The organism is Streptomyces sp. iso_384 (assembly GCF_056172905.1).
Genome location: NZ_JBWBTT010000001.1, coordinates 2,547,298 through 2,572,048, shown reverse-complemented (window position 1 = coordinate 2,572,048; position 24,751 = coordinate 2,547,298). Strand labels below are relative to the sequence as shown.

At 71.3% G+C, this 24,751-nt stretch carries 24 protein-coding genes; 9 read left to right on the top strand and 15 right to left on the bottom strand.

Annotation, left to right across the window (positions count from 1 at the left end; all coding sequences use genetic code 11):
- Nucleotides 1–318: 318 nt before the first annotated feature.
- Entirely contained in the window at nt 319–1,614 is a 1,296-nt protein-coding gene (serB, locus tag AC0VY3_RS11305) for a phosphoserine phosphatase SerB (RefSeq protein WP_137233913.1), read from the top strand.
- 107 nt (nt 1,615–1,721) lie between these two features.
- Here the strand turns inward: serB and AC0VY3_RS11300 are convergent, their stop codons facing one another.
- The 4 genes from AC0VY3_RS11300 to AC0VY3_RS11285 form a co-directional block, all read right to left on the bottom strand.
- Nucleotides 1,722–2,240, bottom strand: a complete 519-nt coding sequence (locus AC0VY3_RS11300; protein ID WP_103511024.1) for a SixA phosphatase family protein — start codon at nt 2,238–2,240, stop codon at nt 1,722–1,724.
- Nucleotides 2,241–2,332: 92 nt separating this feature from the next.
- Complete coding sequence (locus AC0VY3_RS11295; protein ID WP_103511023.1) at nt 2,333–2,539, bottom strand: hypothetical protein; 207 nt, start codon at nt 2,537–2,539, stop codon at nt 2,333–2,335.
- A 157-nt stretch (nt 2,540–2,696) separates the two neighbouring features.
- The gene (locus tag AC0VY3_RS11290) at nt 2,697–2,813 is read right to left on the bottom strand and encodes an SGM_5486 family transporter-associated protein (RefSeq protein WP_007446146.1); all 117 of its coding nucleotides are present in this window, start codon (nt 2,811–2,813) and stop codon (nt 2,697–2,699) included.
- Nucleotides 2,814–2,830: 17 nt separating this feature from the next.
- Nucleotides 2,831–4,129 (bottom strand): CynX/NimT family MFS transporter, encoded by a 1,299-nt coding sequence (locus tag AC0VY3_RS11285; protein WP_475549537.1) that lies wholly within the window; start codon nt 4,127–4,129, stop codon nt 2,831–2,833.
- A gap of 126 nt (nt 4,130–4,255) precedes the next feature.
- Between AC0VY3_RS11285 and AC0VY3_RS11280 the strand changes: the two genes are divergently transcribed.
- Complete coding sequence (locus tag AC0VY3_RS11280) at nt 4,256–4,930, top strand: FadR/GntR family transcriptional regulator (protein ID WP_030088579.1); 675 nt, start codon at nt 4,256–4,258, stop codon at nt 4,928–4,930.
- Nucleotides 4,931–4,949: 19 nt separating this feature from the next.
- Here the strand turns inward: AC0VY3_RS11280 and AC0VY3_RS11275 are convergent, their stop codons facing one another.
- From AC0VY3_RS11275 to fabG, 3 genes are all read right to left on the bottom strand, one after another.
- Nucleotides 4,950–5,321: a hypothetical protein gene (locus AC0VY3_RS11275; RefSeq protein ID WP_242740674.1), complete on the bottom strand. Its 372-nt coding sequence runs from the start codon at nt 5,319–5,321 to the stop codon at nt 4,950–4,952.
- A 184-nt stretch (nt 5,322–5,505) separates the two neighbouring features.
- The gene (gene fabI / locus AC0VY3_RS11270) at nt 5,506–6,273 is read right to left on the bottom strand and encodes an enoyl-ACP reductase FabI (RefSeq protein ID WP_103511020.1); all 768 of its coding nucleotides are present in this window, start codon (nt 6,271–6,273) and stop codon (nt 5,506–5,508) included.
- Between the two features lie 5 nt (nt 6,274–6,278).
- Nucleotides 6,279–6,998: a 3-oxoacyl-[acyl-carrier-protein] reductase gene (gene fabG / locus AC0VY3_RS11265; RefSeq protein ID WP_475549536.1), complete on the bottom strand. Its 720-nt coding sequence runs from the start codon at nt 6,996–6,998 to the stop codon at nt 6,279–6,281.
- 216 nt (nt 6,999–7,214) lie between these two features.
- Here fabG and AC0VY3_RS11260 point away from each other — a divergent pair, with 216 nt between their 5' ends.
- Genes AC0VY3_RS11260 through tyrS form a run of 3 tightly spaced genes read left to right on the top strand, consistent with a single transcriptional unit; the run spans nt 7,215 to nt 11,453 of the window.
- Nucleotides 7,215–8,738 carry a TldD/PmbA family protein gene (locus AC0VY3_RS11260; RefSeq protein ID WP_475549535.1) on the top strand — a complete coding sequence of 508 codons (1,524 nt, stop codon included), beginning with the start codon at nt 7,215–7,217 and terminating at the stop codon, nt 8,736–8,738.
- A complete protein-coding gene (locus tag AC0VY3_RS11255; RefSeq protein WP_475549534.1) occupies nt 8,735–10,129 on the top strand; it encodes a metallopeptidase TldD-related protein in 1,395 nt (464 codons plus the stop codon). The genes AC0VY3_RS11260 and AC0VY3_RS11255 overlap by 4 nt, the downstream gene beginning before the upstream one ends.
- Before the next feature lie 52 nt (nt 10,130–10,181).
- Nucleotides 10,182–11,453 (top strand): tyrosine--tRNA ligase, encoded by a 1,272-nt coding sequence (tyrS, locus tag AC0VY3_RS11250; protein ID WP_242740672.1) that lies wholly within the window; start codon nt 10,182–10,184, stop codon nt 11,451–11,453.
- 147 nt (nt 11,454–11,600) lie between these two features.
- Here tyrS and AC0VY3_RS11245 read toward each other — a convergent pair whose 3' ends face one another.
- Complete coding sequence (locus AC0VY3_RS11245) at nt 11,601–11,966, bottom strand: cupin domain-containing protein (protein ID WP_475549533.1); 366 nt, start codon at nt 11,964–11,966, stop codon at nt 11,601–11,603.
- A gap of 221 nt (nt 11,967–12,187) precedes the next feature.
- Nucleotides 12,188–12,466 (bottom strand): GlsB/YeaQ/YmgE family stress response membrane protein, encoded by a 279-nt coding sequence (locus AC0VY3_RS11240; protein ID WP_030088592.1) that lies wholly within the window; start codon nt 12,464–12,466, stop codon nt 12,188–12,190.
- A 200-nt stretch (nt 12,467–12,666) separates the two neighbouring features.
- Here AC0VY3_RS11240 and AC0VY3_RS11235 point away from each other — a divergent pair, with 200 nt between their 5' ends.
- Nucleotides 12,667–13,044 carry a DUF3099 domain-containing protein gene (locus tag AC0VY3_RS11235; RefSeq protein ID WP_475549532.1) on the top strand — a complete coding sequence of 126 codons (378 nt, stop codon included), beginning with the start codon at nt 12,667–12,669 and terminating at the stop codon, nt 13,042–13,044.
- Nucleotides 13,045–13,265: 221 nt separating this feature from the next.
- Entirely contained in the window at nt 13,266–13,523 is a 258-nt protein-coding gene (locus tag AC0VY3_RS11230; RefSeq protein WP_103511013.1) for a hypothetical protein, read from the top strand.
- Between the two features lie 3 nt (nt 13,524–13,526).
- On the opposite strand, the gene moaA is transcribed toward AC0VY3_RS11230, so the two are convergent.
- The 3 genes from moaA to AC0VY3_RS11215 all read right to left on the bottom strand — a co-directional run bounded on the left by moaA (nt 13,527) and on the right by AC0VY3_RS11215 (nt 16,717).
- A complete protein-coding gene (moaA, locus tag AC0VY3_RS11225; RefSeq protein ID WP_219821359.1) occupies nt 13,527–14,516 on the bottom strand; it encodes a GTP 3',8-cyclase MoaA in 990 nt (329 codons plus the stop codon).
- 195 nt (nt 14,517–14,711) lie between these two features.
- Nucleotides 14,712–16,355: a solute symporter family protein gene (locus AC0VY3_RS11220; RefSeq protein ID WP_103511011.1), complete on the bottom strand. Its 1,644-nt coding sequence runs from the start codon at nt 16,353–16,355 to the stop codon at nt 14,712–14,714.
- A complete protein-coding gene (locus AC0VY3_RS11215) occupies nt 16,352–16,717 on the bottom strand; it encodes a DUF485 domain-containing protein (protein ID WP_103511010.1) in 366 nt (121 codons plus the stop codon). Before AC0VY3_RS11215 ends, AC0VY3_RS11220 begins: the two co-directional genes overlap by 4 nt.
- Before the next feature lie 333 nt (nt 16,718–17,050).
- Here AC0VY3_RS11215 and AC0VY3_RS11210 point away from each other — a divergent pair, with 333 nt between their 5' ends.
- A complete protein-coding gene (locus tag AC0VY3_RS11210) occupies nt 17,051–18,589 on the top strand; it encodes a S8 family peptidase (RefSeq protein ID WP_475549531.1) in 1,539 nt (512 codons plus the stop codon).
- An 80-nt stretch (nt 18,590–18,669) separates the two neighbouring features.
- Here the strand turns inward: AC0VY3_RS11210 and AC0VY3_RS11205 are convergent, their stop codons facing one another.
- Genes AC0VY3_RS11205 through AC0VY3_RS11195 form a run of 3 tightly spaced genes read right to left on the bottom strand, consistent with a single transcriptional unit; the run spans nt 18,670 to nt 21,399 of the window.
- Nucleotides 18,670–19,728, bottom strand: a complete 1,059-nt coding sequence (locus AC0VY3_RS11205; RefSeq protein ID WP_475549530.1) for a zinc-dependent alcohol dehydrogenase family protein — start codon at nt 19,726–19,728, stop codon at nt 18,670–18,672.
- A gap of 22 nt (nt 19,729–19,750) precedes the next feature.
- Nucleotides 19,751–20,461 (bottom strand): lysoplasmalogenase, encoded by a 711-nt coding sequence (locus AC0VY3_RS11200; RefSeq protein ID WP_103511007.1) that lies wholly within the window; start codon nt 20,459–20,461, stop codon nt 19,751–19,753.
- Nucleotides 20,458–21,399, bottom strand: a complete 942-nt coding sequence (locus AC0VY3_RS11195) for a sterol desaturase family protein (protein ID WP_475549529.1) — start codon at nt 21,397–21,399, stop codon at nt 20,458–20,460. The genes AC0VY3_RS11200 and AC0VY3_RS11195 overlap by 4 nt, the downstream gene beginning before the upstream one ends.
- A gap of 149 nt (nt 21,400–21,548) precedes the next feature.
- Between AC0VY3_RS11195 and AC0VY3_RS11190 the strand changes: the two genes are divergently transcribed.
- Nucleotides 21,549–24,698, top strand: coding sequence for an NACHT domain-containing protein (locus tag AC0VY3_RS11190; RefSeq protein WP_475549528.1), 3,150 nt, complete (start codon nt 21,549–21,551; stop codon nt 24,696–24,698).
- Nucleotides 24,699–24,751: the final 53 nt, after the last annotated feature.

The following is a 24,751-nucleotide window of genomic DNA, read 5'->3' as shown; positions in this document are numbered from 1 at the left end:
ATCGTGGGGAACTATTCCAGGACCAGTCCCCGATCGGAAAGTCGGGCGGGTGAAGACCGCGCGGAGACCTGCGCGAACACCCCGATACCGGGGGTCGAAACCTGAGCGGAACGGGCGAAGCCCGGATGAAGAGCTGATTACCGCCCAGGGAATGTTCAGCGACGTCATAGCGGGTGATACGGGACAGCCGACATGGCTGTGCGCAAGACCCGTACCGGCCAGATCCGCGCAGTGCCGGAAGCGGTGCCCGGATGATTCCGTCCGGCACTCGGGACGGGCGACCGGAGGAGGTCCCGGGACCGATACGGTGGGAGCACCATGAGCGCATCTCAGCCACCTCAGCCCCTCTCGTCTCCTGAGCCCTCTGAGCCCCCTGAGCCCCGCCGGGTCGACGGGACCGGTGACGCGACCCCTCCGGGCGGCGACGCACCCACCCTCCTCGTCAAGATCTTCGGCAAGGACCGTCCGGGCATCACCGCCGGACTCTTCGACACCCTCGCCGCGTACGCGGTGGACGTCGTGGACATCGAGCAGGTCGTCACCCGGGGCCGCATCGTGCTGTGCGCCCTGGTGACCGCTCCCACCGCGGGCGGCAGCACCGAGGGCGACCTGCGGGCGACCGTGCACAGCTGGGCCGACTCCCTGAAGCTGCAGGCCGAGATCATCTCCGGCATCGGCGACAACCGCCCCCGCGGTGACGGCCGTTCCCATGTGACGGTGCTGGGGCACCCGCTCACCGCGGAGTCGACCGCCGCCATAGCGGCCACCATCACCTCGACCGGCGGAAACATCGACCGGGTCTTCCGGCTGGCGAAGTACCCCGTCACCGCCGTCGAGTTCGCGGTGTCGGGGACCGGGACCGAGGAGCTGCGGACCGCGCTGGCCACGGAGGCCGCGGAGATCGGCGTGGACGTCGCGGTGGTCTCGGCGGGGCTGAGCCGGCGGGCCCAGCGGCTGGTGGTCATGGACGTCGACTCCACGCTGATCCAGGACGAGGTGATCGAGCTCTTCGCGGCGCACGCGGGCTGCGAGGACAAGGTCGCCGAGGTGACCGAGCAGGCGATGCGCGGCGAGCTGGACTTCGAGCAGTCGCTGCACGCCCGGGTCGCGCTGCTGGCCGGTCTGGACGCCTCGGTGGTGGACAAGGTCCGCGCCGAGGTACGGCTCACCCCCGGCGCCCGCACCCTGATCCGTACGCTGAAGCGGCTCGGCTATCAGGTCGGCGTGGTCTCCGGCGGCTTCACCCAGGTCACGGACGACCTGAAGGAGCGGCTCGGCCTCGACTTCGCCTCGGCCAACACCCTGGAGGTGGTGGACGGGAAGTTCACCGGCCGGGTCGTCGGCGAGGTGGTGGACCGGGCGGGCAAGGCGCGGCTGCTGCGGAGCTTCGCCGAGCAGGCGGGGGTGCCGCTGGCCCAGACGGTGGCGATCGGCGACGGGGCGAACGACCTGGACATGCTGAACACCGCCGGGCTCGGCGTCGCTTTCAACGCCAAGCCGGTGGTCCGTGAGGCGGCGCACACCGCGGTGAACGTGCCGTTCCTGGACACCGTGCTCTATCTGCTCGGCATCACCCGCGAAGAGGTCGAGGCGGCGGACGGCCTCGTCGACTGATCAGCACCCCGGGGCCGACGGTCCCGGAGGCGTACGCGGGAGGGCCCCGGCACAGCGGATGTGCCGGGGCCCGGCCCGTTCACAAGGTCGGCGGTACGGGAGGGCGCTCAGTCGTTCGGCGTCCAGTACTCGGTGAGCTTGCCGGCCCCGTGCTCCACGCTCTTCCAGGAGCCGGGGAACTCCACCACGGCGTAGGCGGCGGTGGGGAAGCCGTCCCGGGTCATCCGGGCCAGGCTGTCGCCGTCGGCCGAGCCGGAGAGGGCGTCGGCGGCCCCGTGCATCCCGGGGTTGTGGCCGATGACCAGGAGGTTGCGCACCTCGTCCGGGGTCTCGTTGAACAGGGCGATCAGTTCGCCGAGGGAGGCCTCGTACAGCCTCTCCTCGTAGACGGTGCGGGGGCGCTGGGAGAATTCATGGACCGCCAGCTTCCAGGTCTCCCGTGTCCTGGCGGCACTGGAGCAGAGGGCCAGATCGAAATCGATGCCGGAATCGGCGAGCCTGCGGCCGGCCACGGGCGCGTCCTTTCGGCCGCGCTCGGCCAGTGGGCGCTCATGATCGGAAGCCTGTGACCATTCCGCCTTGGCATGCCGGAGAAGGACGATCCTGCGAGGTGTCTCGACGCTCATACACCTCAGCTTCGCATGAAACGCGGCCTCGGGCGCAGGGTGTTGACGTGCTCGTCCGGGGAGTTGGCGGGCTGGTCCGGGGCGGGTTCGCCTCAGCGTGCCAGCAGCTGGAGGGTGCGCTCGATCAGCTGTCCGAGCGCGGGGTCGCCGGTGGCGGCATGGGCCTGCCCGGGGCTGAGGATCATCAGCAGCAGGGCGGCGAAGGCGACGGCGGGCAGGGCGACGGCCCACCAGGGCAGCCGGATCTCGACACCGTCCGCGGCCGGTCGGTGGGACCTGGTGTGCGTCGGTGCCGGCATGTCCGCCTCCGTCAAGTCATCGGGTCGTCACCCAAGAACCTACGGACCGGAGGCGGCCGGCCCCATCCGGTGATCCACCCACTTCACCCTGACCCTGGCCCCCTAGGGGAAGGTGGGGCTAGCACCACCCCTGTGCGGTCCACCGGGTCCTCGGGCGTCAGGGTGAGGCGATCGTGGCGATCACACCGATGACGACGGTGATGAGGAGCATCGCCCCGAACACGAGGAGTAGCTTCTTCTGGCCGTTCTGGGGATTCGGATCGAGCACTGGCATGACGACAGTGTCGCATCTCAGCATTCGTCCTCGATCGTCCGGTCCCGGCCCGCCAGGATCCCGGCCACCATCTGGGGAATCATCAGGCCCGCCATCAGGGCGATCGGCAGCCCCCAGCCGCCGCTGTGCTGGTAGAGCACGCCGACGAGCAGCGGGCCGGGGATCGAGAGCAGGTAGCCGGTGGACTGGGCGAAGGCGGAGAGCCGGACCACGCCCGCGCCGGACCGGGCCCGCATGCCGATCATGGTGAGGGCGAGCGGGAAGGCGCAGTTGGCCACGCCGAGGAGCACAGCCCAGGCCCAGGCGCCGGCGGCGGGGGCGAGGTAGAGGCCGCCGTAGCCGATCAGGCCGCAGAGGCCGAGAACGACGACGATGGGGCCCTGCTGCTTGAGCCGGGAGGCGACCCGGGGGATGACGAAGGCGAGCGGGACGCCCATCGCCATGGTGACCGCGAGCAGGACTCCGGCCGTGCCGGCGGAGACCCCGGCGTCGCGGAAGATCTGCGGCATCCAGCCCATGGTGATGTACGCGGCGGTGGCCTGGAGCCCGAAGAAGCAGGCGAGGCCCCAGGCGGTGCGGCTGCGGGTGATCCGGAGGGCGGGCGCCTCGGCGGCGTTCGCGGCCGCCGGGCCCGGCTGACCGGGGGCCGGGGTGCGGTCGCGTACGAGGACGATCCAGGGCAGCACGGCGACGGCGGCGAGCACGGCCCAGACGGCGAGGCCGGTCCGCCAGTCGCCGCCCAGCGCCCCGGTGACGGGGACGGTGACGGCGGCGGCCAGGGCGGTGCCGAGGGCCAGGGCCATGGAGTAGAGGCCGGTCATGGTGCCGACGCGGTCGGGGAACCAGCGCTTGACGATCACCGGCATCAGGATGTTGCTGACGGCGATGCCCATCAGGGCCAGGGCGCTGGCGGCCAGGAATCCGGCGGTGGAGCCGATGTACGGGCGGATGATCAGGCCGGCCGCGATGGCGGCCATGCCCGCGCAGACGACGGCGCCCGCGCCGAAGCGGCGGGCCAGCCGCGGCGCCATGACGCCGAAGACGGCGAAGCAGAGCGGCGGCACGGAGGTGAGGACGCCGGCCACGCTGCCGCTCATGTGCAGCCCCTCGCGAACCTCTTCGAGGAGGGCGCCGAGGCTGGTGATGGCGGGGCGGAGGTTCAGGGCGGCCAGGACGAGCCCGACGGCGATGAGGCGCAGCAGCCAGGGCGCGGGCGCCCCGTCCGTACCGGGAAGCCGCTCGGCCCGGGGGTCGTGGGAGGTGCGCGCGGCGGGGCCGCGGTTCAGGGTCGGGGTCTGCGTCTCGTCGTCCGGCATGGAGCCATCATAGAATCATGGGATGATTGATTGTCCAATCCGTTCCGTCCTCCGATCTCCCCTGATCTGCCCGGCTTCCTGAGAGAATCCGGGCCGGACCCGACCAGCTCACGAACTAGGAGCATCATGGCGCTGACGTCTCCGCGGCGTTCGGCACTCGCCGACCAGGTGATCGCCCAGCTGAGGAACCAGATCACCTCGGGCGAGTGGCCGGTCGGCTCACGGATTCCGACCGAACCCGAACTGGTCGAGCAGCTCGGGGTGGCCCGTAACACCGTGCGCGAGGCCGTACGGGCCCTCGCGCACAACGGGCTGCTGGACATCCGGCAGGGCTCCGGCACCTATGTGATCGCCACGAGTGAGCTGGCCGGGGTGATGCACCGCAGGTTCGCGGCCGCCGACCCCCGGCACATCGCGGAGCTGCGCTCGACGCTGGAATCGTCGGCGGCCCGGCTGGCGGCGGCCCGGCGCACCGACCGGGATCTGCGGCAGCTGGACACCTTGATGGCGCGCCGGGAGGAGGCCTGGTCCTCGGGCGACGCGGAGGCGTTCGTGGCGGCGGACGCGACGCTGCACCTGGCGGTGGTCGCGGCCTCGCACAACGACGTACTGACGGAGCTGTACGCGGACCTCGGGGATCTGCTGCGCGACTATCTGCGCGGTGACGTGGGGCCCGAGCTGCGGCCGGAGAACCACATGGACCACGGCCGGCTGGTCGAGGCGATCCGGGCCGGGGACGCGGAGACGGCGGCGGCCGAGGCGGCGAGCCATGCGCTGAACTGCCTGGCGGACCGGGTCTGAGGCCCTCCCCCGGGCCCGTTCACAGGGGCGCGGGGCGGTGGCTGACCCAGGCCGTGGCCACCTCTTTCCAGCAGCGGTCCTCCAGCCGTACGGTCCGGCCGGGCTCCACCGCGACCGTCGCGCCGTCCGCGTCGACGTCCCACCAGCGGTCGCACTCGGTGTGCAGCCGCACGAGGTCGGTGGAGGGGTAGGGGTTGTGGCAGTACGCGACGACCCGGGAGCCCTCTACGGACGTACGGCACTCGGAGCCGGCCGGTTCGGGCTTCGGGGGCTCCTCCCCCGTACCGGAGTCGGCCCCTCTGGCGGCATGGACGCCCAGGGTTACGGCGAGGGCGGCGACGACCACCGGGGCGGCCAGCAGGAGACGGGTTCGGCGGCGCGTGGGACGCACGGCGATCTCCCTCCCGCAGCCTGACAAGAAGTCCGGTTCCTCCCCATTCTGCGGTGGATCGGCCGACTTTTCGACCGGAGCGGCAGCGGGCGGCCACGGGCCGTGAACGGCCCCCGGCCGCGCACCGCATCCGGAGGAACCGGGGGTACGCGGCCGGGGGCCGTCTCGCAGGGGTGGTGCGCGGTCAGGCGCCCATCATGTGCACGCCGCTGTCGACGTGGATGATCTCGCCCGTCGTGCGCGGGAAGAAGTCGGAGAGCAGGGCGACGATGCCGCGGCCGGCCGGCTCCGGGTCGGACATGTCCCAGGCGAGCGGGGCACGGTGGTTCCAGACGTCGGCCAGCTCCGAGAAGCCCGGGATGGACTTGGCGGCCATCGAGCCGATCGGGCCTGCGGAGATCAGGTTGCAGCGCAGCCCGTCCTTGCCCAGGTCACGGGCGAGGTAGCGGGAGGTGGCCTCCAGCGCGGCCTTGGCCGGGCCCATCCAGTCGTACTGCGGCCAGGCGTACTGGGCGTCGAAGGTGAGGCCGACGATCGAGCCGCCCTCGCTCATCAGCGGCTTGCAGGCCATGGCCAGCGACTTCAGCGAGAACGCCGAGACGTGCATCGCGGTGGCGACGGACTCGAACGGGGTGTTGAGGAAGTTGCCGCCGAGCGCGTCCTGCGGCGCGAAGCCGATGGAGTGGACGACGCCGTCCAGCGAGCCGAGCTCCTCGCGGACCAGGTCCGCCAGGCGGTCCAGGTGCTCCTGGTTGGTCACGTCCAGCTCGATGACCTTGGCCGGCTTCGGCAGCTTCCTGGCGATGCGCTCGGTCAGGGTGGGGCGGGGGAAGGCCGTCAGGATGACCTCGGCACCCTGCTCCTGGGCCACCTTCGCGGCGTGGAACGCGATGGACGACTCCATCAGCACCCCGGTGATCAGGATGCGCTTGCCGTCGAGAATTCCGCTCATGGTGATCAGTGACCCATGCCCAATCCGCCGTCAACGGGAATGACGGCTCCAGTGATGTACGACGCGTCGTCGGAGGCGAGGAAGCGCACCGCGGCCGCGATCTCCTCGGGCTGCGCGTAGCGGCCGAGCGGCACCTGGGACACGATGCCCTTGCGCTGCTCCTCGGTGAGCGCCTGGGTCATGTCGGTGTCGACAAAACCGGGGGCGACGACGTTGAAGGTGATGTTCCGCGAGCCGAGTTCACGGGCCAGCGACCGGGCGAAGCCGACCAGCCCGGCCTTGGAGGCGGCGTAGTTGGCCTGGCCGGCCGAGCCGAGGAGGCCGACGACGGAGGAGATCAGGACGACGCGGCCCTTCTTGGCGCGCAGCATGCCGCGGTTGGCGCGCTTGACGACCCGGAAGGTGCCGGTGAGGTTGGTGTCGACGACGGAGGTGAAGTCGTCCTCCGACATCCGCATCAGCAACTGGTCCTTGGTGATGCCGGCGTTGGCGACCAGCACCTCCACGGGACCGTGCTTCTCCTCGATCTCCTTGTAGGCCTGCTCCACCTGCTCGGCGTCCGTGATGTCGCAGCGGACCGCGAGGACACCGGCCTCGGTGAGGGCCTGGGGCGGCTCTCCGGAACGGTAGGTGATCGCGACCTGGTCGCCGTTGTCGGCGAAGGCGCGGGCGATGGCGAGGCCGATGCCCCGGTTTCCTCCGGTGACGAGAACCGAGCGGCTCAACGGATCACCCTTTCCTTGGCTGTGTGGTACCTCGAAAACCTATCGGTACCGTGCTCCGATCGAGGAATCGGGCCCTGACAGTGGCTTGTCCGGGGTGCTGTCGGGTTCCTACAGTCCGCGGGCTTACGTGGTCGACGCACGCGTCCGCGATATCCCCCGGTGCGGTCACCCTCCGGCGTGGTTCACTGCCGTGGTGTATCGAGAAGGGAACTCCCTGTGCCCCACGAGGTAGATCAGTCATTCCTGGCCCTGCCGTCACGAGCGCTCGCCGACGCGGCGCTCGCCCGAGCACGGGCGCTCGGCGCGACGCACGCCGACTTCCGGCTGGAGCGGGTGCGCAGCGCCTCCTGGCGGCTGCGGGACGCGCGGCCGGCCGGGGCGTCGGACAGCACGGACCTCGGCTACGCGGTGCGTGTGGTGCACGGCGGGGCGTGGGGGTTCGCCTCGGGCGTGGACCTGACGATGGACGCGGCCGCGAAGGTGGCCTCGCAGGCCGTCGCGATGGCCAAGCTGTCGGCGAAGGTGATCGCGGCCGCCGGCTCCGACGAGCTGGTGGAGCTGGCGGACGAGCCGTCGCACGGTGAGCGGACCTGGGTCTCGGCGTACGACGTCGACCCCTTCTCCGTACCGGACGAGGAGAAGGCGGCGCTGCTCGCCGAGTGGAGCGGGCGGCTGCTGGGCGCGGAGGGCGTCGCGCATGTGGACGCGTCGCTGATGACCGTGCACGAGAACAAGTTCTACGCGGACACGGCGGGCACCGTCACCACGCAGCAACGGGTGCGGATCCACCCGCAGTTCACCGCCGTCGCGGTGGACGGCACGACCGGCGAGTTCGACTCGATGCGCACGATCGCGCCGCCGGTGGGCCGGGGCTGGGAGTATCTGACCGGCACCGGCTGGGACTGGAACGCCGAGCTGGAGGAGATCCCGGGGCTGCTCGCGGAGAAGATGCGGGCGCCGAGCGTCGAGGCGGGCGCGTACGACCTGGTCGTCGACCCGTCGAACCTGTGGCTGACCATCCACGAGTCGATCGGCCACGCCACCGAGCTGGACCGGGCGCTGGGGTACGAGGCGGCGTACGCCGGGACCTCGTTCGCCACCTTCGACCAGTTGGGCAAGCTGGCGTACGGCTCCCCCGTGATGAACGTGACGGGCGACCGCACCGCCCAGCACGGCCTCGCGACGGTCGGGTACGACGACGAGGGCGTCGAGGCGCAGTCGTGGGACCTGGTGAAGGACGGCACGCTGGTCGGCTACCAGCTGGACCGCCGGATCGCGAAGCTGACGGGCCTCGGCCGTTCCAACGGCTGCGCGTTCGCTGACTCGCCTGGCCATGTGCCCGTACAGCGCATGGCGAACGTGTCGTTGCAGCCGGATCCGGGCGGGCTCTCCACCGAGGACCTGATCGGCGGGGTCGAACGCGGGATCTACGTGGTCGGCGACCGGTCCTGGTCGATCGACATGCAGCGCTACAACTTCCAGTTCACCGGGCAGCGGTTCTTCCGCATCGAGAACGGCCGGCTCGCCGGGCAGCTGCGCGATGTGGCGTACCAGGCGACGACCACGGACTTCTGGGGCTCGATGGAGAAGGTCGGCGGCCCCCAGACGTATGTGCTCGGCGGCGCGTTCAACTGCGGCAAGGCCCAGCCGGGCCAGGTCGCGGCGGTCTCGCACGGCTGCCCCTCCGCCCTCTTCCGGAGCGTCAACATCCTCAACACGACGCAGGAGGCCGGACGATGAGCGGCGTCAGCAAGCCGTACGAGATCGTCGAGCGGGCTCTGGAGCTGTCCACCACGGACGGTCTGGTGGTCATCGCCGACGAGGAGTCCTCCGCCAATCTGCGCTGGGCGGGCAACGCGCTCACCACGAACGGGGTGACCCGGGGGCGGACCCTGACCGTCATCGCGACCGTCGACGGCGCGCAGGGCACGGCGTCCGGCGTCGTCTCCCGGTCCGCCGTGACCACCGACGACCTGGAGCCGCTGGTGCGCGCCGCCGAGGCCGCCGCCCGGGGCGCGGGTCCGGCCGAGGACGCGCAGCCGCTGGTGAGCGGGGTGCCCTCCTCCCTCGATTTCACGGACGCGCCCGACGAGACCGGTTCGGAGGTCTTCGCGGACTTCGCCCCGGCGCTCGGCGACGCCTTCGCCCGCGCCCGCTCCGGGGGCCGCGAGCTGTACGGCTTCGCGAACCACGAGCTGACCTCCACCTACCTGGGTACGTCGACGGGGCTGCGGCTGCGCCACGACCAGCCGAACGGGACGCTGGAGCTGAACGCGAAGTCGCCGGACCGTACGCGCTCGGCGTGGGCGGGCCGGGCGACCCGGGACTTCAAGGACGTCGACCCGGCGGCGATGGACGCGGAGCTGGCGCAGCGGCTGCGCTGGGCGGAGCGGCGCATCGAGCTGCCGGCCGGCCGGTACGAGACGCTGCTGCCGCCGACCGCGGTCGCCGACCTGCTGATCTACCAGCTCTGGTCGTCCACCGCGCGGGACGCGGTCGAGGGCCGGACGGTGTTCTCGACGCCGGGCGGCGGTACGCGCCTGGGCGAGCAGCTCGCTCCGCTCCCCCTCACCCTGCGCAGCGACCCGCACGCCCCGGGTCTGGAGTCGGCGCCGTTCGTGATCGCCCACTCCTCCGGCGACAGCGGTTCCGTCTTCGACAACGGACTGCCGCTGGCGCCGACGGACTGGGTCCGGGAGGGAAGGCTGGAGCGGCTGACGACCACCCGGCACACGGCGGACCTGACCGGCCTGCCGGTCGCCCCGGGCATCGACAACCTGGTGCTGGACGGGGGCGGCGAGCGGTCGCTGGAGGAGATGGTCGCCGCGACGACCGGCCGGGCGCTGCTGCTGACCTGCCTCTGGTACATCCGCGAGGTGGACCCGGCGACGCTGCTGCTGACCGGGCTGACCCGGGACGGCGTCTATCTGGTCGAGGACGGCCAGGTCGTCGGCGAGGTGAACAACTTCCGGTTCAACGAGTCGCCGGTGGACCTGCTGTCGCGGGCCTCCGAGGCGGGGCGTACGGAGAAGACGCTGCCGCGCGAGTGGGGCGACTGGTTCACCCGGGCCGCGATGCCCGCGCTGCGCATCCCGGACTTCAACATGAGCTCGGTCAGTCCGGGGGTGTGACCCGCCTAGACTGACCCGTACATCTCTACCAGGCATAAGGAGCACCGGAACCGTGACGGACATCGTCGACGAGCTGAAGTGGCGCGGGCTGTTCGCCCAGTCCACTGACGAGGACGCATTGCGCAAGGCTCTCGCGGACGGTCCCGTCACCTTCTATTGCGGCTTCGACCCGACCGCCGCGAGCCTCCACGTGGGACACCTCGTCCAGGTGCTCACCATGCGGCGGCTCCAGCAGGCGGGCCTGAAGCCGCTCGCCCTGGTCGGCGGGGCCACGGGGCAGATCGGTGACCCGCGGCCCACCGCCGAGCGGACGCTGAACGACCCGGAGACCATCGCCGCCTGGGTGCAGCGGCTGCGGGGGCAGATCGAGCCCTTCCTCACCTTCGAGGGCCCGAACGCGGCGACGATGGTCAACAACCTGGACTGGACCGCGGGCATGTCCGCGATCGAGTTCCTGCGGGACATCGGCAAGCACTTCCGGGTCAACAAGATGCTCACCAAGGACTCGGTCGCCCGGCGGCTGGAGTCGCAGGAGGGCATCAGCTACACCGAGTTCAGCTACCAGCTGCTCCAGGGCATGGACTTCCTCGAGCTGTACCGCCGGCACGGCTGCACCCTCCAGCAGGGCGGCAGCGACCAGTGGGGCAACCTCACCGCGGGCATCGACCTGATCCACCGGCTGGAGCCGGGCGCCACCGTGCACGCGCTGGCGACGCCGCTGATGACGAAGGCGGACGGGACGAAGTTCGGCAAGTCCGAGAGCGGCGCCGTCTGGCTCGACCCGGAGATGACCACGCCGTACGCGTTCTACCAGTTCTGGCTGAACGTGGACGACCGGGACGTCTCCCGCTACCTGCGCATCCTCAGCTTCAAGAGCCGTGCGGAGCTGGAGGAGCTGGAGAAGCTGACCGAGGAGCGGCCGCAGGCGCGTTCCGCGCAGCGGGCGCTGGCCGAGGAGCTGACGACGCTGGTGCACGGCGGTGCGCAGTGCGCGGCCGTCATCGCGGCGTCGAAGGCGCTGTTCGGGCAGGGCGATCTGGCCGAGCTGGACGAGGCGACGCTGAGCGCGGCCCTGTCCGAGGTGCCGCACGCCACGGTCGCCGAGCTGGGTCCGCTGGTGGACCTGCTGGTGGAGGTCGGTCTGGCACCCAGCAAGTCGGGGGCCCGGCGGACGGTCAAGGAGGGCGGCGCCTACGTGAACAACGTGAAGGTCGCCGACGGTGAGGTCGCGCCGGACGCCGGGGAGCTGCTGCACGGGCGCTGGCTGGTGCTGCGCCGGGGCAAGAAGAACCTGGCGGCCGTGGAGGTCCGTCCGGCGGGCTGACTCCTCCCGCTCAGCACGACGCCGCGGCCGGACACGCGGTCTCTCGCGTGTCCGGCCGCGGCACTGTGGCGTCAGGACCCGGCTCGGCCGTCGTGCGGGGCGGTTTCCCGGCACATGGGTCGCCGCCCGGCACTCACGGGACGTCCGTCATCCTCCCTGCGCCTTGATGTGCTCAATGGCCTCGTTGAAGTCCTTGGTCGGCGAGAAGTCGATGTACTCGCAGTCCTCCAGCGCCACCGGAGCGTGTCCGGGCGGCCAGTAGAACGCCTCACCCGCTTCGTAGAAATCGTCGCCGTGGGGCGTACGCATCTTCAGACGGCCCTTGAAGAGGTAGCCCCAGTGCGGGCACGGGCAGAGGTCGTCGGCCAGTCCCTTGAGAGCCGGACCCATGTCCGTGCCCTCGGGGAACCTCACGAAGGCGACGGACAGGTCTCCACCGACGTCCTGAACACGCAACTCCACTCCGTCGCCTTCGATGACGACAGGTGCGTCCTTTCGTGTCGTCGCTGTCATGGCTCCTCCTTGCTCACCTGTTGAGGAGACAGCAAGAACTTCCTTCTTCCAGTCTGGACCCGGCTCCGGCACACAGCGAGCCCTGAACTCGGCCGGGAACGGCGGCAGAGTGCTTCACCCGCCCTCCGGCGCGCTGCCCCTGCCGCGCATGACGACGCCGCGGCCGGACACGCTGTTTCTCGCGCGTCCGGCCGCGGCGTTCCGGGTGACCTCTGTGCCGGTCAGGTTCTCTGTTTCCGGTTGCCCCGGATCGCCTGCCAGGCCATGTCGCCGACGGCGACGACCGCCACGGCGCCCGCCAGCTGCAGCACATGCCGGATCCAGTCGATGCCCTTGGTGTCCTCGACGCCGATCCAGCCGGCCACGGCGTTGCCGAGGATGCTGCCGAGGATGCCGAACACGGCCGTCAGCCAGAGCGGGATGTCCTGCTTACCGGGCAGGATCGCTCTGGCGATGACACCGAGCACCAATCCCACGATGATTGCCCACAACCAGCTCATTTCGCCTCCTCGTACGGCGCGGAGTGCGCGTCCGCCCAGTCTTGGCCCGCCGTCCGGCCGCCGCATGCCCGGTTGGGCCGTACGGGGGACCGGGCCCGTTGCGCCGAACGCGCCCCGGTCTCCTGCTCGGCGGACGCCGGGCGTACCGTGGATGCGGCCCGGTCCGGGGAGCGTCCGGCGACGAGATCTGGTGGTGGAGCATGCTGCGGAGGAAGGCGGGTCCGGAGGTCATCCGGATCACGGGCGCCCGTCAGGGACTCACGGACGACGTCCGCGGGCGGCAGCGGCGGTATGTGATCTCGATGTCGGTGCGCACGGTGTCGGTGGTGCTGGCCGCGGTGCTGTGGAACGTGGAGCGGCATGTGGCGATCGTGGCGCTCGTGCTGGGCGTGCTGCTGCCGTATGTGGCGGTGGTCATCGCCAACGCGGGCCGGGAGAACGCGACTTCGCTGCCGACGACGTTCGTGCAGATGCCGATGCGGCCCGCTCTGGAGGCCGCTCCGGTGGCCGGTTCCGCGGAGTCCGGGGCCGCCGACGGGGCGTCCGGCCGGGTCCCGCCGCCGCATGAGCACACCTGACCTCGCGGGTACCGCGAAGCTCACGAAAAGCTCAGATCAATCATGACGTTCCGGTGCACCGCACCCCGGTCCCCGTGACATACTTCGAGTGCGCTCCGCATCCCCCGTCGGAGCGACGGACCGACGCCGGGCAGCTCCCCCCGTGGCTGCTCGGCGTCGCCCTTTCTCCGACCGGGGATGCGTCAGGAAGCTCGCCGAGCACCTGACTTAGGCTGGGTGGCGTGATCTTTCCCGAGACGTCCGCCGAGAGTTCCACCGGTGCCCCGCTCTGTTCCGCCAAGGGCTGCCGGGCCGCCGCCGTGTGGGTGCTCGCCTGGAACAACCCGAAACTGCACACGCCCGAGCGGCGCAAGACCTGGCTCGCCTGCGACGAGCACCGGGAGCATCTGTCCTCGTTCCTCGATGTGCGGGGTTTCCTCAAGGACGTCGTGGCGCTGAAGGACTGGGAGTCCGGCCCCGAGGGCTCGCGGGACGCCTGAGCGTCAGCCGCCGATCGCCGACATCGGGCGGTCGGGCTGCAGGAAGGACGGGTCGTCCAGTCCGGAACCCGCCTTCTTGCCCCACATCGCCGTCTTCCAGAGCTGGGCGATCTCCTCGTCGGGTGCGTCGCCGCGCAGCGCCCCGCGCAGATCCGTCTCCTCGCGGGCGAAGAGGCAGGTGCGGACCTGGCCGTCGGCGGTGAGCCGCGTACGGTCGCAGGCGCGGCAGAACGGGCGGGTGACCGAGGCGATCACGCCGACGCGGTGCGGGCCGCCGTCGACGGTCCAGCGCTCGGCGGGGGCGGAGCCGCGGGAGGCGTCGCTCTCGGCGGTGAGGGTGAAGCGGGTGCGCAGCGAGGCGAGGATGTCGCCGGCGGTGATCATGCCGTCGCGCTTCCAGCCGTGCTGGGCGTCGAGCGGCATCTGCTCGATGAAGCGGAGCTCGTAGTCGTTGGCCACGGCCCAGGCGAGCAGCTCGGGGGCCTCGTCGTCGTTGAGTCCCGGCATCAGGACGGAGTTGACCTTCACCGGGGTGAGCCCGGCCTCGCGGGCGGCCTCCAGGCCGTCCAGCACGTCCTGGTGGCGATCACGGCGGGTGAGGGTCTTGAAGACGTCGGGGCGCAGGGTGTCCAGCGAGACGTTGACCCGGTCGAGGCCGGCGGCCTTGAGGGCGGTGGCGGTCCGCTTGAGTCCGATGCCGTTGGTGGTGAGCGACATGCGGGGGCGCGGGGTGAGCGCGGCGCACTGCTCGACGATGGAGACGAGGCCGGGGCGCAGCAGGGGCTCGCCGCCGGTGAAGCGGACCTCGGTGATGCCGAGCGAGGTGACGGCGATACGGATCAGGCGCACGATCTCGTCGTCGGAGAGCAGCTCGCTCTTGCCGAGCCACTGGAGGCCCTCTTCGGGCATGCAGTAGGTGCAGCGCAGGTTGCACTTGTCGGTGAGTGACACGCGCAGGTCGGTGGCGACCCGGTCGTAGGTGTCGATGAGCACGGTGGGTCCCTCCCCCGGGGGTGGTGCGGTCGCTCGTCTGCGGCTACCGGTACCACCGAGCCTACGTGAGACGTGTGACAACGGCGTGGCCCGTTTGCCACGAGGTGCGGCCGGGCCGCGTCGTAGGACTCTACGAAGCGGCCCGGCCGCGGGTGGTGGGTGATGGGCCGAACGGGCCCGCCCGCTCCGGTGTGGTCAGTGGGCTCCGACGCCGGTGAGGGACTTGACCTCAAGTTCGGCGTACTTGTCCGTGTCGGGCTTCTCCTTGGAGATCAGCGAGCCGACCCAGCCGAGCAGGAAGCCGAGCGGGATCGAGATCAGGCCGGGATTCTCCAGCGGGAACCAGGCGAAGTCGACGCCCGGGAACATCGAGCTCGGCTTGGAGGAGACGACCGGCGAGAACAGCACCAGCAGGACGGAGGAGGCGAGACCTCCGTAGATGGACCACAGGGCGCCCTGGGTGGTGAAACGCTTCCAGAAGAGGCTGTAGAGGATCGTCGGCAGGTTGGCGGAAGCGGCGACCGCGAAGGCCAGGGCGACGAGCCCGGCGACGTTCAGGTCGCGGGCGAGCGCGCCGAGTCCGATGGAGACGATGCCGATGGCGACGGTGGCCCAGCGTGCGGCGCGGACCTCCTCCTTCTCGGTGGCCTGTCCCTTGCGGATGACGTTGGCGTAGATGTCGTGCGCGAAGGACGAGGAGGAGGCGAGGGTGAGTCCGGCGACGACGGCCAGGATGGTGGCGAAGGCGACGGCGGAGATCACCGCGAGGAGGATGGCGCCGCCCGTGGATCCGGAGCCGCCGCCGATCTCCAGTGCGGCGAGTGGCGCCGCGGTGTTGCCCGCCTTGTTGGAGGCGATGATGTCGCCCGGCTTGAGGATCGCGGCGGCGCCGAAGCCGAGCACGATCGTCATCAGGTAGAAGGCGCCGATGATCCCGATCGCCCAGTTCACGGACTTACGGGCGGCCTTGGCGGTGGGCACCGTGTAGAAGCGGATCAGGATGTGCGGCAGACCCGCGGTGCCGAGGACCAGGGCGATGCCGAGCGAGATGAAGTCCAGCTTCGAGACGCTGTCGGCGCCGTACTTCAGGCCGGGCTCCAGGAAGGCGGCGCCCTTGCCGCTGTTGCTGGCGGCGGTGCCGAGCAGGTCGGAGATGTTGAAGTTGAACTTCAGCAGGATCAGGAAGGTGATGAGCAGGGTGCCCGCGATGAGCAGGACGGCCTTGACCATCTGCACCCAGGTGGTGCCCTTCATGCCGCCGATGGTGACGTAGAGGATCATGAGCACGCCGACCAGGGCGACGATGAGGATCTTCCCGGCGTCGCTGGTGATGCCGAGCAGCAGCGAGACGAGGACGCCCGCGCCGGCCATCTGGGCCAGCAGGTAGAAGATCGAGACGACGATCGTGGACGTACCGGCGGCGGTGCGGACGGGGCGCTGCCGCATCCGGTAGGCGAGGACGTCGCCCATGGTGTAGCGGCCGGAGTTGCGCAGCGGTTCGGCGACCAGGAGGAGGGCGACGAGCCAGGCGACGAGGAAGCCGATGGAGTACAGGAAGCCGTCGTATCCGAAGAGCGCGATGGCTCCGGCGATGCCGAGGAAGGACGCGGCGGACATGTAGTCGCCGGAGACCGCGAGTCCGTTCTGGAATCCGGTGAACTGGCGGCCGCCCGCGTAGAAGTCGGCGGCGCTCTTGGTCTGCCGGCCCGCCCACACGGTGATGAAGAGGGTCGCCACGACGAAGGCGGCGAACAGCGTGATGATCAGCGGCCGGTGTTCGCTCGCCCCCTCGGCGGCGGCGAGCTGGACGGTGGGATAGAGGGCGTGGGCGGCGCTCATACGTCGGCCTCCATACGGGACTTGATCGCTTCTGCCTTGGGGTCGAGCTTGGTGGCGGCGTGCCGGGAGTAGAGCCAGGCGATGAGGAAGGTGGTGGCGAACTGGGCGAGTCCGAGGACGAGCGCCATGTTGACGTTGCCGACGACCTTGGTGGCCATGAATCCGCCCGCGTAGTTGCAGAGCAGGACGTACAGCAGGTACCAGGTCACGAAGGCGATGGTCAGGGGGAAGGCGAAGGAGCGGTGGGAGCGGCGCAGGTCGGCGAAGTCCGGGCTCGCCTGCATCGCGATGAAGGCCTCGGTGGTGGGCTGGTGGGGTCCGGCGGACGCTGTGTCCTCGGGCGGCGGTGCATCGGTAGCCACGGAATCTCCTCGCGACGCGGGTGCGGTGGTCTGGGGGACGGTGGGTGTCATGGGAGGCCTCGTTACCGGCGGGGACGGTGATGTACCTCCTGGACAACGGCACGGAGGGCGCGACGAAGCGGTTCACCGCGTCTTTCGCCTTCTCGGACGCGTCCTCGCGGGCCGCGTTGCCCGGAAGTCGCCCGTCCACATTCGGCCGCATCGGTCACTCTTCGAACTCACTTGCCCGGAAACGTTGATGCGCCGGGATGATCAGCGATAGCTTCACTCGTCATGTACGCGACCGAACACGCCAGGTGTCCGGTCGTTCGGCACGGATGATGTGGAGAACCCATGGCTCATCTGGCATCGAGACGGACCCGCGCACTCGCGGTGCCCGTCGGACTCGCGCTGACCGCCTCGCTCGGCTTCCTGCCGACCGCGACGGCCACGGCGGCGCCCACCGGCGAGCAGGCCGCCGCGAGCGTCCGGACCGACGGGCCGAAGCTGTCCTACGTGGTCAACACCCGGGGCGGCCACGGCACCGTCAAGAAGGTCAAGAAGGCGATCGCCAAGGCCGGCGGCACCGTCGTCGTCGCCTATGAGCAGATCGGCGTCATCGTCGTCCACTCGCAGAACCCGGCCTTCGGCGAAACGATCCGCCGGGCGCGCGGTGTGGAGTCGGCGGGCGCCACCCGCACCAACCCGATCGTTCCGCAGGCCACCAAGGACGTCGGCTCGATCGCGCAGCCGCTCACCGCCGAGCAGGCGGCGGCCGCCGCCGCGCAGGCGACGGCCGACGAGGACCCGCTGGAGCCCCTCCAGTGGTCGCTGCCCGCCATCAAGGCGGACAAGGCGCACCAGAAGACGCTGGGCTCGAAGAAGGTGACGGTCGCCGTCATCGACACCGGCGTCGACGACACCCACCCGGACCTGGCCCCGAACTTCGACAGCCGCGCCTCGGTCAACTGTGTGTCGGGCGCTCCGGACACCACCGCCGGCTCCTGGCGTCCGGCGGCGGGCGAGAGCGACCACGGCACCCACGTGGCGGGTACCATCGCCGCCGCGAAGAACGGCGTCGGGGTCACCGGTGTCGCCCCGGGCGTGAAGGTGTCGGGCATCAAGGTGTCGAACCCGGACGGGTTCTTCTACACCGAGGCCGTCGTCTGCGGGTTCATCTGGGCCGCCGAGCGCGGCGTCGACGTGACCAACAACAGCTATTACACCGACCCGTGGCTGTTCAACTGCAAGAACGACCCGGACCAGGGCGCCCTGGTCGACGCGCTGACCCGCGCCGTGAAGTACGCGGAGCGCAAGGGCACGGTCAACGTCGCGGCGGCGGGCAACTCCCGCCAGGACCTGGCGCTCGACGCGATCGAGGACACGACCAGCCCGAACGACACCGAGCCGGTCACCCGGACGATCGACCCGAGCGTCTGCCCGGACATCCCGACCATGCTGCCGGGTGTCGTGACGGTCTCCGCGACGGGTGCGAAGGGCCTGAAGTCCTCGTACTCGAACTACGGCAAGGGCATCATCGACGTGGCGGCCCCGGGCGGTGACTCGACGGTCTACCAGACCCCCGAGCCGCCGGCCGTCAACGGACTGATCCTGTCGACCCTGCCGGACGGCAGGTTCGGCTACAAGGCCGGTACGTCGATGGCGTCCCCGCATGTCGCGGGCGTCGTGGCGCTGATCAAGTCCAAGCACCCCTACGCCTCGCCCGCCGCGGTGAAGGCGCTGCTGACGCTGGAGGCGGACGCGAAGGCGTGCGGCGAGCCGTACGACATCAACGGTGACGGTGTCATCGACGCGGTCTGCGAGGGCGGCAAGAGCTACAACGGCTTCTACGGGGCCGGAGTGGTGGACGCCCTGGACGCGGTGCGCTGGTAGGCACCCGACCGAGCGATGAGCGAGGGCCCGGGGAGAACGGTCTCCCCGGGCCCTCGCCCGCGTCGGGGCACGGCGGGGCGCTACGGCCTGATGAGCACCTTCAGCGCGGTCCGCTCGTCCATCTCCTTGTAGCCGACGGGCACCTCGTCCAGGCCGACGGACCGGTTGAAGACGGGCGACGGGTCGATCGTGCCGTCCAGCACGTCGGGAAGCAGCTCCGGTATGTACGCGCGTACGGGGGCGACGCCGCCACGCAGCGCGATGTTCCGGCCGAACATCACACCGAGGTCCACGCCCGTCCCGCTGCCGTGCGGGACGCCGACGTAACCGATGGAGCCGCCGTCGCGGACGATGCCGAGGGCGGTGCGCATCGACTGCTCGGTGCCGACGGCCTCGATGACGCTGTGCGCGCCCTCGCCCCGGGTCAGCTCACGGACGGCGGCGAGGGCGGCCTCGCCCCGTTCGGCGACCACGTCGGTCGCGCCGAAGCGGCGGGCGATGTCGGTCCGCGCGGGGTGGCGGCCGAGCGCGATGACGCGCTCCGCGCCGAGCCGCTTGGCGGCGAGCACCCCGCACAGGCCGACCGCGCCGTCACCGACGACCGCGACGGTGGAGCCCTGGGTCACGCCCGCGCCGACGGCGGCGTGGTGGCCGGTGCCCAGCACGTCGGAGAGCGCCAGCAGGCCGGTGAGGAGGCGGTCGTCGGACGCGGCGGCGGCCGGGAGCTTGACGAGGGTGCCGTCGGCGTGGGGGACGCGGACGGCCTCGCCCTGCCCGCCGTCCGACTGCGCGCCGTCGGAGCCGACCGAGCCCCAGAAGCCGCCTTCGGGGCAGGAGGTGGTGAGGCCCTCGGCGCAGTAGGTACAGGTGCCGTCGGACCAGACGAACGGGGCGACGGCCAGGTCGCCGACCGCGAAGCCTCGGACGCCGGGGCCGGCCTCCTCGACGACGCCGAGGAACTCGTGGCCGATGCGCTGTCCGGGCCGCCGGGCCGACTCGCCCCGGTAGGCCCACAGGTCGCTGCCGCAGATGCAGGCCCGCAGGACCCTCAGCACCACGTCGGTGGGCCGCTGGATCCTCGGGTCCGGCACCTCCTCCACCCGGATGTCGTGGGGGGCGTGGATGACGGTGGCGCGCATACGTTCAAGGTCCTTGCCGGTCTCAGCTGCTGGTACCCCGCTCACGGTACGCCCTCGCCGGGAGCGCCCCGAGCGCCCCGAGGGTCAGCAGGGCCTGTGCGGCGATGTAGGTGAGCATCACCCAGAAGTCGGGGGCGGTCGCCTGCGGCCAGTCGGCGATGCCGGTGGCGATGAGGGCGTCGGAGAGCAGGAAGAGCGCCCCGCCGGCCGCCGCGTACCGCCCGAGCACGCCCGCCCGCCAGGCCATGGCGGTGAGCAGCAGGCTGTAGCCGGTCAGCGGGATCCGCAGGTCCGCCGGGAGGTCCGGCCAGATCAGCACGAGGAAGACGACGAGGACGACGGCGTACCCGGCCCCGGTGACCAGCGGTGCGGGACCACGGCCTCGCCCCTCCCCCCGCCCGAACAGCGTCAGGTAGCAGACGTGGCCGACGGCGAAGGAGCCCATGCCGACGAGGAAGGCCAGGTCGTTGTCGGCGAGCAGGAAGACATCGCCGCCCCACCCGAACAGCAGGGCCGCGAGGAGCAGCCGGGGTCCGCCGCGCAGCGCCGCGTACCCGGCGAGCAACGGCATCAGCAGCGGCTTGGCGACCAGGTGGACGGTCCCGGCCCCGGCGAGGAGCCCGGCCAGGTCGACGGCGGCGGCGAGAAGGAAGGCGAGCAGCACGGGCCGGGCGAAGCGCTCGGCGCGCCCGTGCTGTCCGGTGCCGCCGGGACGGGAGGCGGTGGCGGTCACCGGGTGCCTTCCGGGGCCGGGGCGGAGGAAGGCGCGGCGGGAGAGGACGGCGCGGAGGCGGCGAGCTGGGCGGGTACGGAGGCCCCCGCTCCCCCGGCCGCCTTCGACGCCGGCTGCCAGCCCGGTCCCCGGAAGACCCGCCCGGCCCGCTCGCCCCAGGTGCCGGCGGCCCGGATGTCCCGGGCGATGGCGGCGTACTCGTGGGTCGCGACGCGCAGCGGGTTGTGGGTGGAGATGTTCTTGGTGAGCCCGTAGACGGGCCGCTCGGTCTCGGCCGCGAAGGAGCCGAACATCCGGTCCCAGACGATCAGGATCCCGCCGTAGTTGCGGTCCAGGTAGCTGCCCTGCGAGGCGTGGTGGACGCGGTGGTGCGAGGGCGTGTTGAGGACGTACTCGAAGGGGCGCGGGAGCTTGCCGACGCGCTCGGTGTGCACCCAGAACTGGTAGGCCAGGTTGGCCGACTGGCAGAACGCGAGCGCCGCCGGGTGCACCCCGCAGGCGATCAGCGGCAGGTAGAAGGGCCAGACGGTCGCGGAGGTCCAGGGCTGGCGCAGCGCGGTGGTGAGGTTGAACTTCCGGCTGGAGTGGTGGACCACATGGCAGGCCCACAGGATCCGGATCACATGGTGGCCGCGGTGCGACCAGTAGTAGAAGAAGTCCTGCGCGAGGAGCATCAGCAGGACGGTCCACCACAGCACGGGCACCCGCAGCGGCGTCAGCTCGTAGACCCCCATGTAGATGGCCAGGATGGGGATCTTCCACAGCAGGTCGAAGCCCAGGCTGCCGAGGCCCATGGTGAGGCTGGTGGCGGCGTCCTTGGTCTCGTACCCGGCGGCGCCCTCGTCCGGGTGGAGGCGGTAGCTGACCACCTCGATCACGGTGAGCAGGACGAAGGCCGGTATCGACCACAGCACGACATCGGGCAGGTTCGGCTCCATGCGAGCACCGTAGGGCCGCCGGTCGGCGAGGGCTAGACGTTGTTACCCACAAGTATGCGAGACCTGCTGTCAGCAGTCTTTGGCACCTTCTGCCAAGGGACCGGCCGTAGGATTCGCGGCACGCGTGTCGCCGAGGGGGAGGAACGCTCGTGTCGGGTACGGAAGTTGCGGTGTTACGGCTGGCCACGACGGTGATCGGCGCGGCCGCGAAGGCGCTGCTGACCCCGAAGCCCGGCGCGCGCCTGGTCCCGGCCCCGGTCCGCCCCCTCCCCCGCCCAGCGAAGCCGGACCGGCTGGCCGAGGTGCTCGCGGGCCGTATGGCCGGCTCCTTCGCCGACCTGCCCGAGCACGAGCGGCTGGCCGCGCTCACCTCCGTACAGGACACGTTCGCGGCGGCGGGCGAACCGGACGCCGGGCGGCTGTTCGCGCTGGACCTGGATCCGGACCGGCTGAGCGCCGAGCTCTCGGCTCCGGCCGCCGGACTCTCGGAGCGGGCCGTGGGCCTGTACGAGGACCTGCTCGGCGACTGCTGCGCGCACCTGGTGGAACAGCTCACGGCCCATCCGTCGTTCGCGGCGCGGGCGGCGGTGGAGCAGGTCCGCGCGACGAGCCGGACGCGGGAGCTGGTGGAGGACGTCCGGGCCAGGGTCGGCCCGCGCCCGGACGCGGCGGATCTGGACTTCGAGCGGCGGTACGCGGAGTTCATGGCGACGGCCAACAGCCGGATGGGCCTGTTCGGGCTGACGCTCGGCCGGTCGGCGAGCGAATGGCCGCTGGAGACGGCCTACATCAGTCTCTCGGTGAGCGGTTACGAGGCGGCCGGCCCGCCCGGTCTCGGCGGGCCGGTCCGGACATCGGTCAGCGGTTACGAGGGCAGCCACGCGCACGGACCGGACGAGCCGGTACGGACCACGGCCCGGATCGAGGAGGCGCTCGGCGAGCGGACCCGGCTGCTGTTGCGCGGCCCGGCCGGTTCGGGCAAGACCACGCTGGTGCAGTGGCTGGCGTTGAACGCCGCGCGGCGGACGTTCGGCACCGAGCTGGCGGACTGGAACCGGTGCGTCCCGTTCGTCCTGCGCCTGCGGGCCTTCACCTCCCGCGACGCGCTGCCCGCCCCGGCGGACTTCCTGCGCGCGGCCGGCGTACCGCTGCACGGCTCGGCCCCGGACGGCTGGGCGGACCGGCTGATGCTGGAGGGCCGGGCGCTGGTCCTGGTGGATGGTGTCGACGAGGTGCCGGACCGGCTGCGCAGGCGCACGGAGCGCTGGCTGAAGGACCTGATCACCGCCTACCCCCGGGCCAGGTACGTGGTGACGACCCGCCCTTCGGCGGTCCCGGAGAGCTGGCTGTCCGGCTCCGGCTTCGAACCGCACACGCTGCTGGCCATGCGCCGCGACGACATCCACGCCTTCATCGGCCACTGGCACCGGGCGGCCCGCTCCGAGTGCCGGTCGGACGAGGAGCGCGCCGAACTGGAGACGTACGAGAGCGCGCTCCGCCGCGCGGTCGGCACGCGCCGGGATCTGGCGCGGCTGGCGACGAATCCGCTGATGTGCGCGCTGCTCTGCGCGCTGAACCGGGACCGCCGGATGCAACTGCCGCGAGCGCGCAAGGAGCTGTACGACGCGGCGCTGGACATGCTGCTGGTGCGGCGCGACAACGAGCGTGAGGTCTCCGGCGTGGAGGGCGTCGACCTGACCCGCGAGGAGCAGACGACGCTGCTGCAGCGTCTCGCGTACTGGCTGATCCGCAACGACCTCGTGCAGGCCGCACAGGACGAGGCGGTGTCGCTGATCGCCGACTGGCTGCGCTCCATGTCCCAGGTCCGGGGCACGCCCGAGCAGGTCTTCACCCACCTGCTCAACCGCAGCGGTCTGCTGCGCGAACCCGTGCCCGGTGCGGTGGACTTCGTGCACCGCACCTTCCAGGACTACCTCGGCGCCAAGGCGGCGGTGGAGGTACGCGACTTCGGCGTCCTGGTCCGCCACGCGCACGAGGACCGGTGGGACGACGTGGTCCAGATGGCGGTGGGCCACGCGCGGCCCGACGAACGCGCGGCCCTGCTCACCTCGTTCCTGGAACGGGCCGACGCGGAGCCCGGCCACGAGCACCGGCTGATCCTGCTGGCGGCGGCGAGCCTGGGCCACGCGCCGGAGCTGGATCCGTCGGTGCGGGAGGCGGTGGAGGCGCGGACGGAGCGGCTGCTGCCGCCGGACAGCCAGGAGAGCATCGACCAGCTGGCCGAGGTCGGCGATCTGGCGCTGGAACTGCTGTCGTCGATGCTGGACGGCCTGAGCGAGCGCGAGGCGGCGTCGGTCGTGCGGACGGCGGCCGCGGTGGGCGGCGAGACCGCCTACGAACTGGTCCGGCAGTTCCGGGACGACGAGCGGAGCCTGATCACGCACGAAGTCTCCATGGCCTGGGAGCGGTTCGATCCGGAACGCTACGCGCGCGAGGTGCTGGCGGGCCCCGGCTGGGAGGGCACCTACGTCTACGTGAAGTCCGACCGTCATCTGTCGGCGCTGAAGCACGTACCGCGGGCGCACAGCGTGAATGTGGCGGGCGACCGCCACGATCTGTCGCCGGTGACGTCACGCACCGATGTGCGGCGCGTGTTCGTCTGGCACAACGCGCGGCTCATCGGGGTGCGGCAGCTCGCCGCCATGCCCGGACTGCGCGAACTCGGTCTGAGCAACTGTCCGCGGATCCGGACCATCGAGCCGCTCGCCCGCACCGGACTGGAGTGGCTCTCCCTCGTCCAGCTCCACCCGGAACTCGACCCCGCCCCGCTCGCCGACATGCCCGGCCTCCGCTATCTGGCGCTGGGCCATCCCTTCCTCATGGAGAGCGTCGGTGAACTGCCGGTGTGCCCGCAGGTGACCCGGCTCGACCTGCTGGCGGAGACCCGGTATCTGGACCTGGAGGGCCTGGAGGGCTGGAAGAGCCTGCGGGATCTGACGCTGTACGGCGGAGGCCAGTTCAAGCAGCTGGTACGGACGCCGGCGCTGCACGGCTTGCGGGACCTGGGGCTCATCCGGATTCCGGCCCTGGACCTGAACCTGACGGCGCCTCTGACCGGGCTGCGGGTGCTGACGCTGGCCGAGTGCGCCCTGGCATCCGGGCTGGCCCCGCTCGCGGAGCTGCCCTCGCTGACGACCCTGCGCCTGTCCGGGAAGGCCGGGCGCTACGACCTCGCCCCGCTCGCCGCCTCCGCGCACCTGACCATCCACCTGGCCCACGACACCCACGCCACCGGCACCGAACTCTTTCCGCCGGAACGGATCGTCCGCCTCCCCTGACCGGGTGATCCCCCGACCGGGGCGGCCGAATAGGGGACTGTCAGTCATGGCCC